This window comes from Pseudoalteromonas sp. SR43-2 (assembly GCF_014163885.1).
Classification (GTDB): Bacteria; Pseudomonadota; Gammaproteobacteria; order Enterobacterales; family Alteromonadaceae; genus Pseudoalteromonas; species Pseudoalteromonas distincta.
Genome location: NZ_JACJED010000004.1, coordinates 216,099 through 233,135 on the forward strand (window position 1 = coordinate 216,099; position 17,037 = coordinate 233,135).

Annotated in this window: 18 protein-coding genes; 5 read left to right on the plus strand and 13 right to left on the minus strand. The window is 40.5% G+C overall.

All coding sequences use genetic code 11. The features are described from left to right. Window positions 1-251: 251 nt before the first annotated feature. Window positions 252-1,418 (plus strand): DcaP family trimeric outer membrane transporter, encoded by a 1,167-nt coding sequence (locus H5120_RS05155; protein ID WP_182673797.1) that lies wholly within the window; start codon window positions 252-254, stop codon window positions 1,416-1,418. A gap of 219 nt (window positions 1,419-1,637) precedes the next feature. Continuing rightward, entirely contained in the window at window positions 1,638-3,761 is a 2,124-nt protein-coding gene (locus H5120_RS05160; RefSeq protein WP_182673798.1) for a TonB-dependent siderophore receptor, read from the plus strand. 189 nt (window positions 3,762-3,950) lie between these two features. Here the strand turns inward: H5120_RS05160 and recA are convergent, their stop codons facing one another. Both recA and H5120_RS05170 read right to left on the minus strand, forming a co-directional pair. Then, window positions 3,951-4,994, minus strand: a complete 1,044-nt coding sequence (recA, locus tag H5120_RS05165) for a recombinase RecA (RefSeq protein WP_002958952.1) — start codon at window positions 4,992-4,994, stop codon at window positions 3,951-3,953. Window positions 4,995-5,061: 67 nt separating this feature from the next. Next, window positions 5,062-5,550: a CinA family protein gene (locus H5120_RS05170; RefSeq protein ID WP_182673799.1), complete on the minus strand. Its 489-nt coding sequence runs from the start codon at window positions 5,548-5,550 to the stop codon at window positions 5,062-5,064. Window positions 5,551-5,571: 21 nt separating this feature from the next. Here H5120_RS05170 and mutS point away from each other — a divergent pair, with 21 nt between their 5' ends. Continuing rightward, window positions 5,572-8,157 carry a DNA mismatch repair protein MutS gene (gene mutS, locus H5120_RS05175; RefSeq protein WP_182673800.1) on the plus strand — a complete coding sequence of 862 codons (2,586 nt, stop codon included), beginning with the start codon at window positions 5,572-5,574 and terminating at the stop codon, window positions 8,155-8,157. Window positions 8,158-8,248: 91 nt separating this feature from the next. Here mutS and rpoS read toward each other — a convergent pair whose 3' ends face one another. The 11 genes from rpoS to H5120_RS05230 form a co-directional block, all read right to left on the minus strand. Then, the gene (gene rpoS, locus H5120_RS05180) at window positions 8,249-9,223 is read right to left on the minus strand and encodes an RNA polymerase sigma factor RpoS (RefSeq protein ID WP_002958955.1); all 975 of its coding nucleotides are present in this window, start codon (window positions 9,221-9,223) and stop codon (window positions 8,249-8,251) included. Between the two features lie 35 nt (window positions 9,224-9,258). Then, window positions 9,259-10,083 (minus strand): peptidoglycan DD-metalloendopeptidase family protein, encoded by an 825-nt coding sequence (locus tag H5120_RS05185; protein WP_182673801.1) that lies wholly within the window; start codon window positions 10,081-10,083, stop codon window positions 9,259-9,261. Window positions 10,084-10,124: 41 nt separating this feature from the next. Then, window positions 10,125-10,703, minus strand: coding sequence for a YqaA family protein (locus H5120_RS05190; protein WP_002958957.1), 579 nt, complete (start codon window positions 10,701-10,703; stop codon window positions 10,125-10,127). A gap of 9 nt (window positions 10,704-10,712) precedes the next feature. Further along, complete coding sequence (locus H5120_RS05195) at window positions 10,713-11,351, minus strand: protein-L-isoaspartate(D-aspartate) O-methyltransferase (RefSeq protein WP_002958958.1); 639 nt, start codon at window positions 11,349-11,351, stop codon at window positions 10,713-10,715. After that, on the minus strand, window positions 11,341-12,105 hold the full coding sequence (surE, locus tag H5120_RS05200; protein ID WP_182673802.1) for a 5'/3'-nucleotidase SurE: 765 nt from the start codon (window positions 12,103-12,105) through the stop codon (window positions 11,341-11,343). Before surE ends, H5120_RS05195 begins: the two co-directional genes overlap by 11 nt. Beyond that, window positions 12,086-13,138, minus strand: coding sequence for a tRNA pseudouridine(13) synthase TruD (truD, locus tag H5120_RS05205; protein WP_182673803.1), 1,053 nt, complete (start codon window positions 13,136-13,138; stop codon window positions 12,086-12,088). Before truD ends, surE begins: the two co-directional genes overlap by 20 nt. After that, on the minus strand, window positions 13,135-13,632 hold the full coding sequence (ispF, locus tag H5120_RS05210; protein ID WP_182673804.1) for a 2-C-methyl-D-erythritol 2,4-cyclodiphosphate synthase: 498 nt from the start codon (window positions 13,630-13,632) through the stop codon (window positions 13,135-13,137). The genes truD and ispF overlap by 4 nt, the downstream gene beginning before the upstream one ends. After that, window positions 13,629-14,330, minus strand: coding sequence for a 2-C-methyl-D-erythritol 4-phosphate cytidylyltransferase (ispD, locus tag H5120_RS05215; RefSeq protein WP_182673805.1), 702 nt, complete (start codon window positions 14,328-14,330; stop codon window positions 13,629-13,631). Before ispD ends, ispF begins: the two co-directional genes overlap by 4 nt. Next, a complete protein-coding gene (ftsB, locus tag H5120_RS05220; RefSeq protein WP_002958963.1) occupies window positions 14,320-14,607 on the minus strand; it encodes a cell division protein FtsB in 288 nt (95 codons plus the stop codon). The genes ispD and ftsB overlap by 11 nt, the downstream gene beginning before the upstream one ends. A gap of 37 nt (window positions 14,608-14,644) precedes the next feature. Next, complete coding sequence (locus H5120_RS05225; RefSeq protein ID WP_182673806.1) at window positions 14,645-15,280, minus strand: hypothetical protein; 636 nt, start codon at window positions 15,278-15,280, stop codon at window positions 14,645-14,647. A 75-nt stretch (window positions 15,281-15,355) separates the two neighbouring features. Then, window positions 15,356-15,835, minus strand: coding sequence for a DUF2947 domain-containing protein (locus H5120_RS05230; RefSeq protein ID WP_002958965.1), 480 nt, complete (start codon window positions 15,833-15,835; stop codon window positions 15,356-15,358). Between the two features lie 60 nt (window positions 15,836-15,895). On the opposite strand from H5120_RS05230, the gene H5120_RS05235 reads away from it, so the two are divergent. Continuing rightward, window positions 15,896-16,135 (plus strand): DUF1653 domain-containing protein, encoded by a 240-nt coding sequence (locus H5120_RS05235; protein ID WP_182670792.1) that lies wholly within the window; start codon window positions 15,896-15,898, stop codon window positions 16,133-16,135. 52 nt (window positions 16,136-16,187) lie between these two features. After that, window positions 16,188-17,036 carry a MoxR family ATPase gene (locus tag H5120_RS05240; RefSeq protein ID WP_024610526.1) on the plus strand — a complete coding sequence of 283 codons (849 nt, stop codon included), beginning with the start codon at window positions 16,188-16,190 and terminating at the stop codon, window positions 17,034-17,036. The last annotated feature ends 1 nt before the right edge of the window (window position 17,037 follow it).

Genomic DNA, 17,037 nt, shown 5'->3' on the forward strand with positions numbered 1-17,037 from the left:
TAAAACCTTAGTCTTATAGACCAATAGGTAATTGAGTAAATATTGCACATATTCAAAAGTGTTTGTGCACTTTAATAAAGATATTTGCGGTATTACTTGTTAAAGCTTTATTTAACGAATGAAAACAATATGTGTATTGAGAAGCCAAACTAACACCCTTTTTTATTCGTAAGTAATACTAGTAGCAAGTAATACAACCTTACATGAAAAAAAAAGCAACAAACAACAAGTAGCCTATAAAGGACACCACAATGAAATTTACCCCATTAAAAACATTAGCAGCAAGCGCTGTATTATGTGCACTATCAAGCACTGCTTATGCAGCGACTGCCGCAAAAATTGGTGATACGGAATTTACTTACGGTGGATACATTAAACTCGACTCTATGTGGAGTGATTATTCAGCGGGTGCGCCTGCAGGCTCAAACGTAGGTCGTGACTTTTACGTACCAAGTACGTTAACAGTTGGCGATGATAACAGCTCAGATGCTGTATTTGATATGCATGCTCGTGAGTCACGTTTTAACTTTGGCACAGCCACTGTTATGGATAACGGTAAAACCGTTAATACTAAAATTGAAATTGACTTTTTGGCCTCGGCTGCTGGCGGTAATGAGCGAGTTTCAAATTCTTACGCCCCGCGTATTCGCCATGCCTTTGTGACTTACGATGGTTGGTTATTTGGTCAAACATGGTCTAACTTCCAAAACGTGGGGGCGCTTGCTGAAACGCTTGATTTTGTAGGCCCTGCTGAGGGCACTGTGTTCGTGCGTCAATCGCAAATTAAATACACCACTGGCGCATGGTCGTTTTCATTAGAAAACCCAGAAAGTACAATTTCTACTACTAGCGGTATGGTAGTAACTGATGATGCATCATTGCCTGACTTTACAGCTCGTTACACACACAAAGCCGATTGGGGTAACATTGTGGTTGCAGCGCTTGCTCGCCAACTTACTTATAAAGTAGGCAGTGTTGATGCAGATGAAACTTCTTTTGGTATTAGTGCATCAGGTAAAATAAACCTTGGTGAAGACAACCTTAAATTTATGCTTACTCAAGGTAAAGGCTTAGGCCGTTACGTAGGCTTAAACGTTGCTCACGGTGCAGTACTTAATGGCGATGAACTAGATGCAATTGATTCGACTTCTGGTTTTGTTGCTTACCAGCACAAGTGGACAAGCCAATGGCGTTCAACGTTCTTATATTCATTCTTCAGTGCTGATAACGACACTGATTTATTAGCTATTTCTGGTGATCCGACTGAATCAAGCCAAAGCTATAGCGCTAACATTCTATACTCACCGGTTAAACGTCTAACTTTTGGTGCTGAGCTAAAGCATGCTGAGCGTGAAACTGAAAGCGGCGTTGATGGCGATTTAGACCGCTTACAGTTTTCTGTTAAATACTCTTTTTAATAGCTAAAAAGCTAACTACTTTAAAAAGCGGCCTAGGCCGCTTTTTTTATAAGCGAGATTGAGTTCTATATAATTCATCAATTCGTACCTAAAATCTTCATATGTGGCGCTAAAATCCAAAAAAATAGAATTATTATTGATAAAAACATTAAATACAATTGCAAATCGATATCATTTAGATTAAGTTACGCACTTCTTTTGAACTAACTGGAAAAACTTATGTCGTCCCCTCAAGTTTTGCGTTTATCTAAACTAAGCTTTGCTACTTCTTTAATTTTATCTGGTTATGCACTTGCTGATGAGGCAAATGTAAAATCTGAACCTCTCGAAAAAATTGCGGTATATGGTCAGCATCATAAAAACTACATTACTGAAGAAGCGCAATCGGCTACCAAACTAGGTTTAACAATTAAAGAAACACCACAATCAATCTCGGTAGTTTCACGCGCACTAATGGACGACTTTTCACTAGACGACATAAACTCAGTACTTGAAAGCACGCCAGGCGTAACAGTAGAGCAAATAGAAACAGATCGTACTTACTTTAAGGCCCGTGGTTTTGAAATTACGAACTTTCAAGTTGATGGCTTAGGGATCCCACAAAGCTCAGGCTCTATTCAAGGTAGTCTTGATACATCAATTTATGACCGTGTAGAGATAGTTCGCGGTGCTAATGGTTTAATGACTGGCGCTGGTAATCCTTCTGCAACTGTAAACATGGTTTTAAAAAAGCCAACTTATACAACACAGGCAAATGCATCAGCATCTTATGGCTCATGGAATAAAAAACGTTTAGATTTAGATGTATCTACGCCAATAAATGAAGACCACGCTGTACGCGCTGTATTTACAAAGCAAAAAGCTGACTCATATTTAGATCGCTACGAAACAGATAAAACCATTGTTTACTTAGCCTACGAAGGCAAATTAACAGACAACACATTATTAAGCGTTAACTACGTTAACCAACAAAAAGACGCAGATAGCCCGCTGTGGGGTGCACTACCTCTTTATTATACAGACGGAACAGCAACCGATTACGACGAATCAACCAGCACCGCTGCTGACTGGTCTTACTGGGATAACAGTGCTGAGCAAGTATATGTAACACTTGAACAAAACTTATCGGCAACATGGGTAGCTAGAGCACGTTATGCTCACATCGAAAACGAACAAGACTCAGAGTTGTTCTACGTATACGGCACCCCTGATAAAGATACTGAACTTGGTTTAACAGGTTATGCTAGCCGTTATGATTACGAAGATAAGCATGACTTATTTGATTTATATGCCAGTGGTAAGTTTGATTTATTTGGCCAAGAGCACGACCTATCATTTGGTGTTAGCCAAGCTAAAATGGATTACAACGAGCAGTCTCTTTACGATTACACTACAGGCAATGGTTTTCCAGCTATGCCATCACTTAAAACGTGGGATGGTGTAGTACCAGAGGCAACACTTGCTGATGGCTTAAATGGTAGTGATATTACTAACGAGCAAAAATCAGCTTACATATCTACTCGCATTAGATTAAGTGAGCCTTTAAGTGTGCTCGCTGGTGTGCGTTATACCGATTGGAAAACAAAAGGGAGTGCTTACGGTGTTGAACAAACAAGAAGCGACTCTGAAGTTATTCCTTATATTGGCACGGTGTACGACTTTAACGAGTCTCTATCAGCTTATGCAAGCTACACAGAAACATTTGTACCGCAAAAAGAGCTTGATATTAATGCCAACCAATTAGCTCCCGTAATAGGTAAAAGCAGTGAAGTTGGTATAAAAGCACAGTTACTTGATGACCAAATTTTCGTAACTTTTGCTTACTTCGATGCAAAGCAGGAGGGGCTTGCCATAGCTTTACCCGACTCACTACCTAGTGATACGCGTTATTATGCAGCAGATGGTATTAACAGCAACGGCTTTGAAGTTGAACTAAGTGGTCGAATAACTGATGATTTAAGCGCAAGTGTAAGTTTTAGTAACCTAACTATTGATGGTGATGATTTAGTTAAAGATTACACACCTGAAAATCAACTTAAAGTGGCCGCAACCTACCAAGTACCTTTAGTTGATGGTTTATCATTTGGTGCAAACTATCGCTGGCAGGATTCAACTAGCCGAGTTCAAGTCGAAGGTGCAAATGGTATTGCAAGCGTCACTACTCACCAAGATGCATACGGGTTACTTGATTTAATGGCCACTTACGAAATTACAGATAACGTAGGAGTCACTTTCAACGTAAATAACACCACCGGTGAAAAATATTTGCACAGCCTGTACTGGGCACAAGGTTACTACGGTGCACCTCGTAACTACGCCCTATCTGTAAACTGGCAATTATAAATATATTTGATTAATTAAAGACTCTAGATTTTTTTCTATTGAATTAAAAAACGACACATTTTTAATGTGTCGTTTTTATTTTATCTAACCTGATGTAAGTTTTTAATAACAAAAAAGCGCTAATCATTACTGATTAGCGCTTTTCAAAGCTCGGGTCAAATCAAGCTTAAAAACTCATTTGGGTGCAGTTTAAAGGTCTGGATCGTCGCCTAACTTATCTTCACCGTCTTCAGGTTCAATAGTTGCTTTTAGTAAAAGCATTTCGCGTAACTTACCTTCGATCTCATCTGCAATTTCTGGGTTTTCTTTCAAAAACTTAATTGAGTTAGATTTACCTTGGCCAACCTTGTTGCCACTATAACTGTACCAAGCACCTGCTTTTTCAACAATTTTATGCTTAACACCTAAATCAATTAACTCGCCTTGCTTAGAAATACCTTCGCCATACATGATGATAAATTCAGCTTGTTTAAATGGCGGCGCTACTTTGTTTTTAACAATTTTAACGCGGGTTTCGTTACCAACAACTTCATCACCTTCTTTCACCGAACCAATACGACGAATATCAATACGTACCGATGCGTAAAACTTAAGTGCATTACCACCCGTTGTTGTTTCTGGGTTACCAAACATAACACCAATTTTCATACGGATTTGGTTAATGAAAATACATAACGTGTTAGAGCGTTTAATATTACCAGTAAGCTTACGTAATGCTTGTGACATTAAACGTGCTTGCAAGCCCATGTGCGAGTCGCCCATGTCGCCTTCAATCTCAGCTTTTGGTGTAAGTGCAGCAACCGAGTCAATAATAACAACGTCTACTGCGCTTGAACGTACTAACATGTCACAAATTTCTAGTGCTTGCTCACCTGTATCAGGTTGAGATACAAAAAGGTCATCAATATTTACACCTAGTTTTTGTGCATATACAGGATCTAGAGCATGCTCAGCATCAATAAAGGCACATGTTTTACCTTCTTTTTGAGCTTCTGCGATAACTTGTAAAGTAAGCGTTGTTTTACCAGATGACTCAGGACCATACACTTCAACAATACGTCCCATAGGTAAGCCACCTATGCCTAAGGCAATATCAATACCTAGTGAACCTGTAGATACAGATTCAATGTTTAACGCTTTGTTGTCACCCAATTTCATAATTGAGCCTTTACCAAATTGACGTTCAATTTGTGATAGTGCTGCGTCTAACGCTTTTTGTTTGTTATCGTTCATTTTGTTCTCCAATCCAGCTAATGCGAACAAGTATACTGTATGAAATCACAGTATCAAGCTAATTTTTTCATTTTATCTCATCTATTACACTTTTTAATGCAAATACAATAGCTTGCAGTCTTACTTGAGCCCTATCACCAGTAAATATTTGTTTAAAGGTCAGTACTTTGTCATTAATTTGTATGCCAAACCATACAAGTCCAACAGGTTTACCTTCTGTTGCCCCGCCAGGCCCTGCAATGCCCGATACAGCTATAGATATATTAGCGTTTGTTGCTTTAATAGCACCTACTGCCATTTCATGGACTGTTTGCTCGCTCACAGCACCGTGTTGATTTAATGTACTAGCACTAACATTGAGCAAATCTTGCTTTGCTTGGTTACTATAAGTGACAAATGCACGGTCGATATAAGCTGAACTTCCAGGTGTATCGGTAAGCGCATAACTCACTCCGCCACCAGTACATGACTCAGCAGTAGTGATCCATAAGCATTTATCCGTTAAAATAGCGCCTAATTGCGCAGCAAGTGTTTTAATCTCTTGATGTAATTCCATATTCAGCCTTTGGGTAAATACATGTCGTTTGATCTTTATGCACCACACACTATAAAACAACAAACCCCTATGATGCAGCAGTATCTAAAAATAAAATCAGAGCATCGCGATATTTTATTGTTTTATCGTATGGGCGATTTTTACGAACTTTTTTTTGATGACGCTAAACGCGCCGCTCAATTACTCGATATTTCGCAAACTCATCGTGGTAAAGCTGGCGGTGATCCTATCCCTATGGCGGGCGTACCCTACCATGCGGTAGAAAACTACTTAGCACGTCTAGTCCAAATGGGTGAGTCAGTCGCTATCTGCGAACAAGTGGGAGACCCTGCAACCAGTAAAGGCCCTGTTGATCGTAAAGTAGTGCGTATAGTTACACCCGGTACAATTTCTGATGAAGCGCTTTTACAAGAACGACAAGACAATCTCCTTACCAGCGTTTGGCAAAGTAAAAAAGGCTTATACGGGATTGCTTATTTAGACATTAACTCTGGTCGTTTTAATATTGTCGAAGTAAATACCGACGAAGCCTTTAGCTCAACTATTCAGCGCCTATCACCAGCCGAACTTCTTTATAGCGAAAGCTTTGAAAACGTTCATTTAATTGAACATATAAAAGGTGCTCGCCGTCGCCCAGAGTGGGAATTCGATTTAGATACGGCTCAGCACTTATTATGCGATCAGTTTGGTACTAAAGATTTAGTTGGCTTTGGTGTTGATAAAGCCCATAGCGCGCTTGTTGCTGCAGGTTGCCTAATGCAATACGTAAAAGATACACAACGTATTGCACTGCCACATATTCGTGCAATTACGCTTGAGCACAACGAACACGCTGTTATTTTAGATGCCGCTACCCGTAAAAATTTAGAATTAACTGTTAATTTATCGGGCGGGTTTGAAAATACACTTGCTCAAGTACTTGATAAAACAGCCACACCTATGGGTTCTCGCTTACTTAAGCGCCGTATTCATACACCAATTCGTAATAAAGACGAGCTAAATTCACGTTTAAATGCAATTAGCGCTATTTTAGATGCGCAGCTTTGCGGTGAATTACACGAATCATTAAAAGAGATTGGTGATGTAGAGCGTGTTATTGCACGCCTAGCTTTATGTACTGCACGCCCGCGTGATTTAACTCGCCTGCGCAGTGCGCTACAAGCACTTGCACCACTGCATACTTTGTTAGCTGACGCTAACGATCCTCGTATAGCAGGTATCATCAAGCACTCGCCTGAACTACCTGATTTACAAGCGTTATTAGAACGAGCTTTGATAGAAAACCCACCGGTACTTATTCGTGACGGTGGCGTTATTGCCCCTGGTTACAATAGTGAGCTTGATGAGTGGCGTAACTTAAGCAAAGGTGCAACCGACGTACTTGAGCAATTAGAACTGCGAGAGCGCGAACGTACGGGCATTAGTACGCTTAAAATCGGTTATAACCGCGTACACGGCTTTTTTATTGAAGTAAGTAGAGCTAATGCGCACTTAGTGCCAGCCGACTACATTCGTCGCCAAACGCTTAAAAATAACGAACGTTACATTATTCCAGAGCTTAAAGAGCACGAGGATAAAGTACTCGGTAGCCAATCAAAAGCTCTCGCGCTTGAAAAACAACTATACGAGGAGCTGTTTAGATTTATTGCTCCACATATTGAGCAGTTGCAAATGATGGCAACAGCATTGGCTGATTTAGACGTTTTAAACAATTTAGCTGAGCGTGCATTCGCACTCAATTATGCAAAACCAGAATTGTGCGATAACGACAATATAAGCATTAAGCAAGGTCGTCACCCTGTTGTTGAACAAGTAATGAAAGAACCGTTTATTGCTAACCCTGTTGAATTAAACAGCCAACGTAAAATGCTAATTATTACCGGTCCAAACATGGGCGGTAAATCAACCTATATGCGCCAAACGGCACTTATTGTTCTAATGGCTCACATTGGCAGTTATGTCCCCGCTGACAGCGCTAAAATTGGTAATATCGACCGCATATTTACACGTATTGGTGCAAGCGATGATTTAGCATCAGGGCGTTCAACCTTCATGGTAGAAATGACCGAAACAGCAACGATTTTAAATAATGCAACTGCGCAGTCTTTAGTATTAATGGATGAGATTGGTCGCGGTACAAGTACTTACGATGGACTCTCTCTTGCGTATGCAACAGCCGATCATTTAGCATCAAAAATATCTGCTAAAACATTGTTTGCTACGCACTACTTTGAATTAACAGAACTTGCTGAGCAAACTACGGGCCTTGTAAACGTGCACCTTGATGCAATAGAGCATAACGACACTATTGCGTTTATGCATACAGTTCTCGACGGTGCAGCAAGCAAAAGCTTTGGTTTACAAGTAGCCGCTCTTGCTGGAGTGCCAAAAGCTGTGATTGCACAAGCAAAGCAAAAACTTAAGTTGCTTGAAAATCATCAAAGCGTCACTGCACCAAATACAGAACAACAAGCCTTTACTTTTAATAACGAAATTACACAAAGTACACCTTCAGAAGTTGAAGAGCAGTTAAGCGCAATCGACCCTGATAATTTATCGCCACGCCAAGCGCACGATTTGTTATATAAACTAAAAGCATTGCTGTAATTTATATCACCTAATTTACAAGCATAAAAAAAGCCGAAGAATAAATTCTTCGGCTTTTTAACACACATAGTCTCTTAAACTATTTAACTAGTTACGAAAACTGGTTAAACAAGCTATCTGTACTTAAACCTTCTTGTTGCAAAATGTCTTTTAGACGACGTAATGCCTCTACCTGAATTTGTCTTACACGCTCACGTGTTAAGCCTATTTCACGACCTACATCTTCAAGTGTAGATGGCTCATAGCCAAGCAATCCAAATCGACGTGCTAACACTTCACGTTGTTTAGGGTTTAATTCACCTAACCAATCAACAATATGTTTATTAATATCATTATTTTGTACTTCGCCTTCAGGACCAGCACTTTTTTCATCAGGGATGATATCAAGTAGTACACTGTCGTTTTCGCCACCAATAGGCATGTCTACTGATGCAATTCTTTCGTTTAAACGTAGCATTTTAGTAACGTCTTCAACGGGTCTATCTAGGCAAGCTGCAATTTCGTCAGCTGTTGGCTCATGGTCAAGCTTTTGAGTTAACTCACGCGCTGTACGTAAATACACATTAAGCTCTTTAACTACATGAATAGGTAAGCGAATGGTACGCGTTTGGTTCATAATGGCACGTTCAATTGTTTGACGTATCCACCATGTAGCGTAAGTAGAGAATCTAAATCCACGCTCAGGGTCAAATTTTTCAACTGCGCGAATTAAGCCTAAGTTACCCTCTTCAATTAAATCAAGTAGAGCAAGGCCGCGATTATTGTAACGACGTGCTATTTTAACAACCAAACGTAAGTTACTTTCAATCATACGTTTACGTGAGGCTTCACACCCTCGAAGTGATTTGCGAGAAAAAAACACTTCTTCTTCAGCACTAAGCAAAGGAGAAAAACCAATTTCGCCTAAATAAAGTTGAGTTGCGTCAAGATTTTTAGTTACTTCTTCTTTAGCAAAGATTTCATCGTCGTCTACTTTATCTAGTAGAGCTGTGCTTTCATCAACATCGATGTCATCGAACTTTTCGTCAGTCGTAGTATGTTTGTCAAGTTTTGCTGCGCTAGCCATAAGCCTTCTCCCGAGCAATTATCAATACCTAAAAATTAGGGTAGGTATTTAGCAGGATTGACAGCTTGCCCTCGGTAGCGAATTTCAAAGCGAAGCGCGGTGACCGGAGATTCTGAATTACCAATTTCTGCTATTTTTTGTCCTGCCTTAACTTTCTGCTTTTCTTTAACAAGTAATTTCGAGTTATGTGCATAAGCACTTAGGTAATCATCATTATGTTTCAATATGATTAAACTACCATAACCTCGAAGGGCGTTACCCGCGTATACCACTGTTCCTTGTGCCGCAGCTAAGACTGAAGCCCCTTTGCGATTAGTAATCTGTAAACCTTTATAACCGTTTTCCTTATTAGAGAAGCGTTTGGTAATTTTGCCCTTTGCAGGCCAAAACCACTTAACTTTACTGCTCGACAAGCGTTTAGTATTACTAATTTTGTTACTGGCTTGTTTCTGAACATACTCTCGTTGTTTTGGGGGATCAAGCTCTTTCTTTAAAATTATGTTATTTTTTTGTAGTTTTTTTATAGACTTTTTACTCGAATTCGTATAATTTCCGTCCTTTTTTGTTTTTTCGGGCTTAGGGAGTAAGGAGATGTTTTGCCCAGGGAAAATTGTGTAAGGTGATGGAATTGAATTGTTTTTTGCAAGTAATCTAAAGTCTTGCCCAGCACTAAAGGCAATAGAGTAGAGCGTATCTCCTTTTTGTACTTTATAGCTAGCCCCATTAATGTTAACAGTATGACCTAAATCATTAACATTATTATTTAAGCTACTAACAGGTGCTGGAACATGGCGAGAAGAGCAACCAAAGAGGAAAATACTAATAAATATAGTTACATACAGTAAACACTGTTTATTCATTGTATTTTTCCCCTAAATTAGAAAATTGATATTTTTAACGCTTAACGCAATAAAAAGTAAGCTAGCGCAATTAATACCACTAATCCCCAACCAAGTATTTCAATATACTGACGTAATTTTCGCTCCATTTGAGCTCCGCCCCACTTCATTAAGGCTGAAACTAAAAAGAAACGCGCACCGCGCCCAATGGCTGATGCTATTAAAAATGGCAAAAATGCCATTTGTAAAACACCTGCGCCAATCGTAAATACTTTATATGGTATAGGCGAAAAACCGGCTAAAAACACAACCCAAACACCGTAATCCTTGAACCAGTTTAGTGCTATATCAAACTTTTCTTGCCAGTGCATTTGTGCAATCAATGGCTCTACAACGGGTTCAAATAGCCAAAAACCAAGTAAGTAACCAACCACTCCACCAATAACCGATGCTATTGTGGCAAAGCTTGCAAATCGCCATGCTTTGTTTGGTTGCGCAAGTGACATAGGTGCAAGCATTACATCGGGTGGTATCGGGAAAAAAACTGATTCTGCAAAGCTCATAGCAGCTAAGTAACGTTCCGCATGACGGTGTTTTGCCCACACTAGGGCCATATCGTATAACTTGGTAAACAACTTCAAAATGAATTCCTATTCAATATCGCCAGGTACTAACGGCACAAATCTAACGGGAGCAATAACATGCTCTTTATAATTATCGCCTTTGCGGATAACCATTACTAATTTTTGATCGCTCTCACCAATTGGGGCTAATAACACGCCACCATCGGCCAACTGAGCAAGTAAATCTTGCGGAACTTTAGAGGCCGCAGCAGTCACTATAATACCATCAAACGGTGCTTGTGATTGCCAGCCTTGCCAACCATCGCCATGCTTCATGGTTACATTATATAAATCGAGTTGCTGCAAACGTCTTTTTGCCTGCCACTGAAGTGTTTTAATACGCTCTACCGAGTAAACCTTTGTAAACGTTTTGGCCAATATTGCAGTTTGATACCCAGATCCTGTACCTATTTCTAACACTTTATTGCGCACACCAGCTAAACGAAGTAGCTCTGTCATGCGCGCTACTATGTAAGGCTGAGAAATTGTTTGCCCTTGCCCAATAGGTAGCGCTGTATTTTCATAGGCTTTGTGTTTTAGCACATCATCTATAAAAATATGGCGCGGAATATCAGCTATAGCACTAAGTACTTGCGTATCTTCAACACCTTCACGCTTTAGTAAGTCAGATAGCGCTTTAGCACTGCGGGTATAATTAGCGAGCACGATTAATCTCCAAATCGGCTAACCATTCTCCTACTACCTTTAAGCTATCTTTAGCTGTCATATCAACACTCAGTGGCGTAACTGAGGCATAGCCATTATTGATTGCGTAAAAGTCGGTGCCTTCACCAGCATCGCTTTCGGTGCCAAGCGATCCGTACCAATAAATATCACGGCCCCAAGGATCGGTTTGTTTCGTCATCGTTTCGGCTTTATGACGAGCACCTAAACGTGTTACTTGCACCCCTTTTAATTCACTTAATGGAATATCTGGTACATTAATATTTATTATTTGATCTTTAGGCAGCGGATGCGAAGCCAAGCCTTTAATAATATTGACGGTAACTGCAGCGGCTGTTTCAAAATGATCGCCATTATGTGAGCAAAGCGATACCGCAATTGCAGGCAGACCTAAATGGCGACCTTCAGTTGCAGCGGCAACAGTACCGGAATAAAGCGTGTCATCACCCAAATTGGCACCATGGTTAATACCAGCAACAACTAGATCTGGCTTTTCATCAGCTAACTGATTTACACCTAAATGTACACAATCAGTGGGTGTGCCATTAACTGACATAAAACCATTTTCGAGTGTAGTCGCTCGTAGCGGGTTCATAAGTGTTAAAGAATTACTTGCGCCACTACAGTTGCGATCAGGTGCAACAAGGGTTACATCTGCAATTTGTATAAGCGCCTGATATAAAACCGCAATGCCTTTGGCATTTACGCCATCATCGTTACTTAACAGTATCTTCATTTATGCCATTATCCTTTTCTTTGCGCTCTCGAGGGCTAGCATCTGTGTAATCCACCAGCTCACGTAATAATGCGGTTGCAAAACACCCTTTTGGCAAACCAAAGCTTAGTTTTAGTGTGGTTTCATCAAGTGTTTCAACAGTTAAGTTTTGTGGAATTAAGCGCAGCATTCGGCGCTCATTTTTAAGGCCTAATTCACCTAAACCATCACACCATGTTTGGAAAGGTTCAAGCCATATTTTTTCTTGTTCGGTTAAGCCTTTTTCGCTTTTTCCCACCATAGGTGCCGACATCATAATATCGCCGGTGGCTAATCGCTCTATGTTTTCGTCATTAATTGCATCTTCAAAAAATGCATTGCTGCCGCTGAGCATAAATACTTCACGGTGCATTGTTTTAGCTAAACCATGCTCTTTTACACGTAGGCTCACTAACTGATTAAATACATGCGATCGTGCTGCTGAAATAATAATACCGCGCAACTTTTTATCTCGAATACGCTCACCGGCAAACATTTTTTCAGCCATAACTAAGTTATGACCGCCATGCCCAAAGCGCTGTTCGCCAAAGTAATTTGGCACACCTGCGCGCACGGCATTAATACGGCATAGAATATCAAGAGGGTTGGTTACGTTACGAAGCGAAATAGTAAATTTATTACCTTTGTGGCAGCCCGTACGTAACTTACGGTCGTGGCGCTGTTGCGACACAATAAAAATACTCTCGCTATTCAAGTCGCTAAAATCGATAGGCTTTTTAATCGGTACTTTTACACTAAACCACTGCGAGCACACGCCGTGGCGATCTTTCATGCCTGCATAGCTTACGTCTCGCGGTGAAACACCCGCACGCTGTGCAATTAGCTTTGCAACGTATTGCGTGTTTTCGCCTTTTTTAACCACCTGCAAACACACGTGTTCGCCACTGCCGGTAAATTCTATACCTAAGTCTTCATCAACCATAAAGTCTTCAGCAGTAGTTTTAAAATCAGCTTTAGAAAGCGGCGCACCGTATAAATAATTTAAATCGCTCATGCGTTTTTTGTACTCGCAAGCTCTTTACTCATAATAACAACTGCATGGCTCGAAATACCTTCTTTGCGCCCTTCAAAGCCTAGCTTTTCGGTGGTAGTGGCTTTAACGTTAATTTGGCTAAGGTCGCAATTTAAATCGCTGGCTAAATTAGCGCGCATAGCTTCAATATGAGGCAACATTTTTGGTGCCTGTGCAACAATAGTCACATCGCCATTCCCAAGTACATAACCTTGCTTCTTAGCTAAGCCCACTACATGGCGAAGTAAAATACGGCTATCGATATTTTCATACTCGCTTGCCGTATCTGGAAAGTGCTTACCAATATCACCCATTGCAAGTGAGCCTAAAATAGCATCGCATAATGCATGAATAGCAACATCACCATCTGAGTGCGCTAAAAAGCCCTGTGGGTAATCAATTTTTTCACCACAAATAGTTAGCGGGCCTTCGCCGCCAAATTTATGTACGTCAAAACCATGGCCAATTCGTATCATAATCCACTCTCGTTTTGTTGTTTATGTAATAAAAACCCAGCCAGGTCTAAATCCTCTGGCGTGGTTATTTTAATATTATCGCTGCGACCTGCTACAAGCTTAACCGGTTTACCCGCCCACTCAATTGCACTGGCTTCATCGGTAATAGTAGCCCCGCTTGCTAATGCGTTTTGCAGTGCATTTTTAAGCTCGTCATATTTAAAAAACTGCGGGGTAAGGGCTTGCCATAAATCGTCTCGTGGCACAGTTTGTAGGGCATGAGTGTGGCCACGTTTTATGGTGTCTTTTACTTTACTGGCTAAAATACCGCCTTCATCAGCGTTTATGCATTCGTCAATTAGACGTTCTATATCACTAATATTAACTAATGGACGAGCGGCATCATGCACCAACACCCATGTTGGTGGGTTAGGCGCTAAAAAAAGCAAGCTATTAAGCACCGAGTCGGCTCGCTCTTTACCGCCACTGGCTCGCACAATGCGATTATCAAGCAGTGGGAGTTCGTCAAAATAGGGGTCGCTGTCGCTAAGGGCAACAACAATAGTGCGTAATTGAGGTAATTGAGAAAGTTTAGCTAAGGTGTGTTCTAAAATGGTCTTACCGGCTAATTGTATATATTGCTTAGGCGCATTGTGCTGCATTCTACTGCCAACACCCGCCGCAGGTACAATTGCTGCAATAGTCTGTTTATTTGTCATATTGTTTGCCCGGTAAAACACGAATAAATGTTTCGTCCGGTTTAATCATTCCCAATTCGTTGCGTGCACGCTCTTCAATGCCTTCTTGGCCAAGCTTTAAGTCTTCAATATCTGCTTTAAGTACTTTATTACGTTTAATGAGTTTTTCGTTGGTTTGATGATGCGACGTTACTGCACCTTTTAGTCGTGTGTAGTCTTGTAAACCATTATGACCAAACCATAACCTGTATTGTACAAACAGTGCTAAGCACAGTAAGCCAACTTGAAAAATACGCATTTAACACTCCTTATTTTAAGTTCCAAATACCTTAACTTTAATACGCTAAGGGGCGCTTTAAATTGCGCCAATTAATACTACCCGCTAAAAGCATTTCGCGTAGTGATAAAACCCGTGGCATACAACGCTTCGAAAATTGCCACTGATGCCCGCAACATGCAGCGGTTAAACTCACCTTACTTGGCTTTATTAGCTGAGCATTTTGCTGCTCTAGCCCATTTCCTAAAAAATCAAACCAACCAAGCTCGTTACAATGCAGCTTATTTTCGCCTAACTGATCGATACTGTCTATTCTAAGACGCACCTGATCGTAGCCATGCAATATAACGGGCACAATAAGCCCCACTTTGGCATACGTTTGATAAAAAAGTTCATTAGCTTGAACATTCACATCGGGTGGGGTCGGTTTTTGCTTTTCAAGCCACGTACCATTTTGTGAGTCCAGCGTAAAAGGCGTGTCACCATTGGCAACTAACGTTGCCGCTCGCTCAATATAATAAGGTAGGCTTTTTAACTGGCGGCGCAGTTTATCGGCATTAGGCTCTGCAACTAATCGCTGAACCTCACGCTGATAAAACGCATTGCACAATTGTGCATACAACACTTTTTGTGCATCAGTTTGCCAAATTTCAACTTGCTGTTGAGCACCAAGTGACTGATTTTTAGCGACCAAAAGCTGTACTCAAAAATATTCAGGTAAATGTTTTATAACACAGTATTGAATATTTTTTAAGCGCAGCGCAGTATTTTAAGCGCTTGGCTTTTCACCTAATTTTGCTTTACCTGATTCTAAAAATTGCACAACCGTATTACGCTTTTTACCAATCAATAAACTGCCATCAGCTAAAAACATAAAGTTTTGCCAATTGCGTTTAAATACATCAAACGTCGTTTCGATAATATTATCGCGTGCCATACAAAAATAAACCGTGGTGTTAGCTTCCCAATCTAAAAACGTTAAGATTGCTTCTGGTGGTAACGCATCGCCATTTTCCCACGCATCTTGCCAATCTACTTCTTGGCTAAAGCTTTTTTCTTGACCACACCAATCGGTGTCTTCAAAAAAATCAGGGTGATCAAACTCACGGCTCACCATGGTTGTCCAAAGTACGGCTGCGCGTTCGTCGCTCATAGGCTTTATTTTTGCTGCGTCTTCATCAGATACAGGTAAATCTTTGTGGCGAAAAACCCACGCCTTTTTGTAATCATCTAAAGAAATATAGTTCATAGTATTGGCAAATTAGTTAACATTAAAAGTGCAAAGCCAAATTATACAAGAGATCAAAACATGACTACAGCAATAAAACCACTTTCCCTAAAACCAGGCATATACCAACACTACAAAGGCCCGCAATATAAAGTTATTCATGTTGCCACCCATAGCGAAACCGAGGAACAGCTTGTGATTTACCAAGCACTTTATGGTGAATTTGGTATATGGGCGCGCCCATTAAGCATGTTTAACGAAACAATAGAAAAAGACGGTAAAACTATACAGCGTTTTGCTTATATTGGACCTGCTGCTTAACTATGGCATTATAACAAAATAACTTACTGCTCAGACCAGACAAGGGTACACCGTGCAATTTAATTCAACTGACAATTACATAGCGAGTAGCGCGCTTAAACAAGCTGTAAATGCTGCCATTATGCTCGAAAAACCACTTTTAATTAAAGGCGAACCTGGCACAGGTAAAACTATGCTGGCTGAGGAGTTGGCTAAAAGCCTAGATACCACACTTATTCAGTGGCATATAAAATCGACTACTAAAGCGCAGCAAGGTTTATACGAGTACGACGCGGTTTCGCGCCTGCGCGACAGCCAACTAGGTGACGAGCGCGTACACAACATTAGTAACTACATCGTTAAAGGTAAGCTTTGGCAGGCATTTACGTATGCAGAGCTTAACGGCAAACGCCCAGTACTATTAATTGATGAAATAGACAAAGCCGACATAGAGTTCCCAAACGACTTACTACTTGAGCTTGATAAAATGGAGTTTCATGTTTACGAAACTAACGAGCGCATTGTCGCAAAAGAGCGCCCTATTGTAATCATCACATCAAATAACGAAAAAGAATTGCCGGACGCATTTTTACGCCGCTGCTTTTTTCATTATATTGATTTTCCTAGCAGCGATGAAATGCAGCAAATTATTGACGTGCACTACCCTAACGTTAAACAGGATTTAGTACGCCAAGCACTTGAAGTGTTTTTTAACCTGCGCGAAGCAAACGGCCTTAAAAAGAAGCCCTCCACCAGCGAATTACTCGACTGGTTAAAGCTTTTAATGGCTGAAGACATAGACGCTAAAACACTGCACGACAAAGCTAAAAAAGGCGGTTTAATGCCCATGTTCGGCGCTTTACTTAAAAATGAGCAAGACATAAGCCTAATCGAAAAATTAGCCTTTATGAGCCGCCGTTAAT

Excerpts from the sequence above, each read along its gene's own strand:
- H5120_RS05230 (WP_002958965.1), bottom strand. The coding sequence starts at position 15,835 with ATGAACTATATTTCTTTAGATGATTACAAAAAGGCGTGGGTTTTTCGC.
- truD (WP_182673803.1), bottom strand. The coding sequence starts at position 13,138 with ATGAGCGATTTAAATTATTTATACGGTGCGCCGCTTTCTAAAGCTGAT.
- H5120_RS05235 (WP_182670792.1), top strand. The coding sequence starts at position 15,896 with ATGACTACAGCAATAAAACCACTTTCCCTAAAACCAGGCATATACCAA.
- recA (WP_002958952.1), bottom strand. The coding sequence starts at position 4,994 with ATGAACGATAACAAACAAAAAGCGTTAGACGCAGCACTATCACAAATT.
- surE (WP_182673802.1), bottom strand. The coding sequence starts at position 12,105 with ATGAAGATACTGTTAAGTAACGATGATGGCGTAAATGCCAAAGGCATT.
- ispD (WP_182673805.1), bottom strand. The coding sequence starts at position 14,330 with ATGACAAATAAACAGACTATTGCAGCAATTGTACCTGCGGCGGGTGTT.
- rpoS (WP_002958955.1), bottom strand. The coding sequence starts at position 9,223 with ATGGCTAGCGCAGCAAAACTTGACAAACATACTACGACTGACGAAAAG.
- mutS (WP_182673800.1), top strand. The coding sequence starts at position 5,572 with ATGTCGTTTGATCTTTATGCACCACACACTATAAAACAACAAACCCCT.
- H5120_RS05160 (WP_182673798.1), top strand. The coding sequence starts at position 1,638 with ATGTCGTCCCCTCAAGTTTTGCGTTTATCTAAACTAAGCTTTGCTACT.
- ftsB (WP_002958963.1), bottom strand. The coding sequence starts at position 14,607 with ATGCGTATTTTTCAAGTTGGCTTACTGTGCTTAGCACTGTTTGTACAA.
- H5120_RS05155 (WP_182673797.1), top strand. The coding sequence starts at position 252 with ATGAAATTTACCCCATTAAAAACATTAGCAGCAAGCGCTGTATTATGT.
- H5120_RS05185 (WP_182673801.1), bottom strand. The coding sequence starts at position 10,083 with ATGAATAAACAGTGTTTACTGTATGTAACTATATTTATTAGTATTTTC.
- H5120_RS05170 (WP_182673799.1), bottom strand. The coding sequence starts at position 5,550 with ATGGAATTACATCAAGAGATTAAAACACTTGCTGCGCAATTAGGCGCT.
- ispF (WP_182673804.1), bottom strand. The coding sequence starts at position 13,632 with ATGATACGAATTGGCCATGGTTTTGACGTACATAAATTTGGCGGCGAA.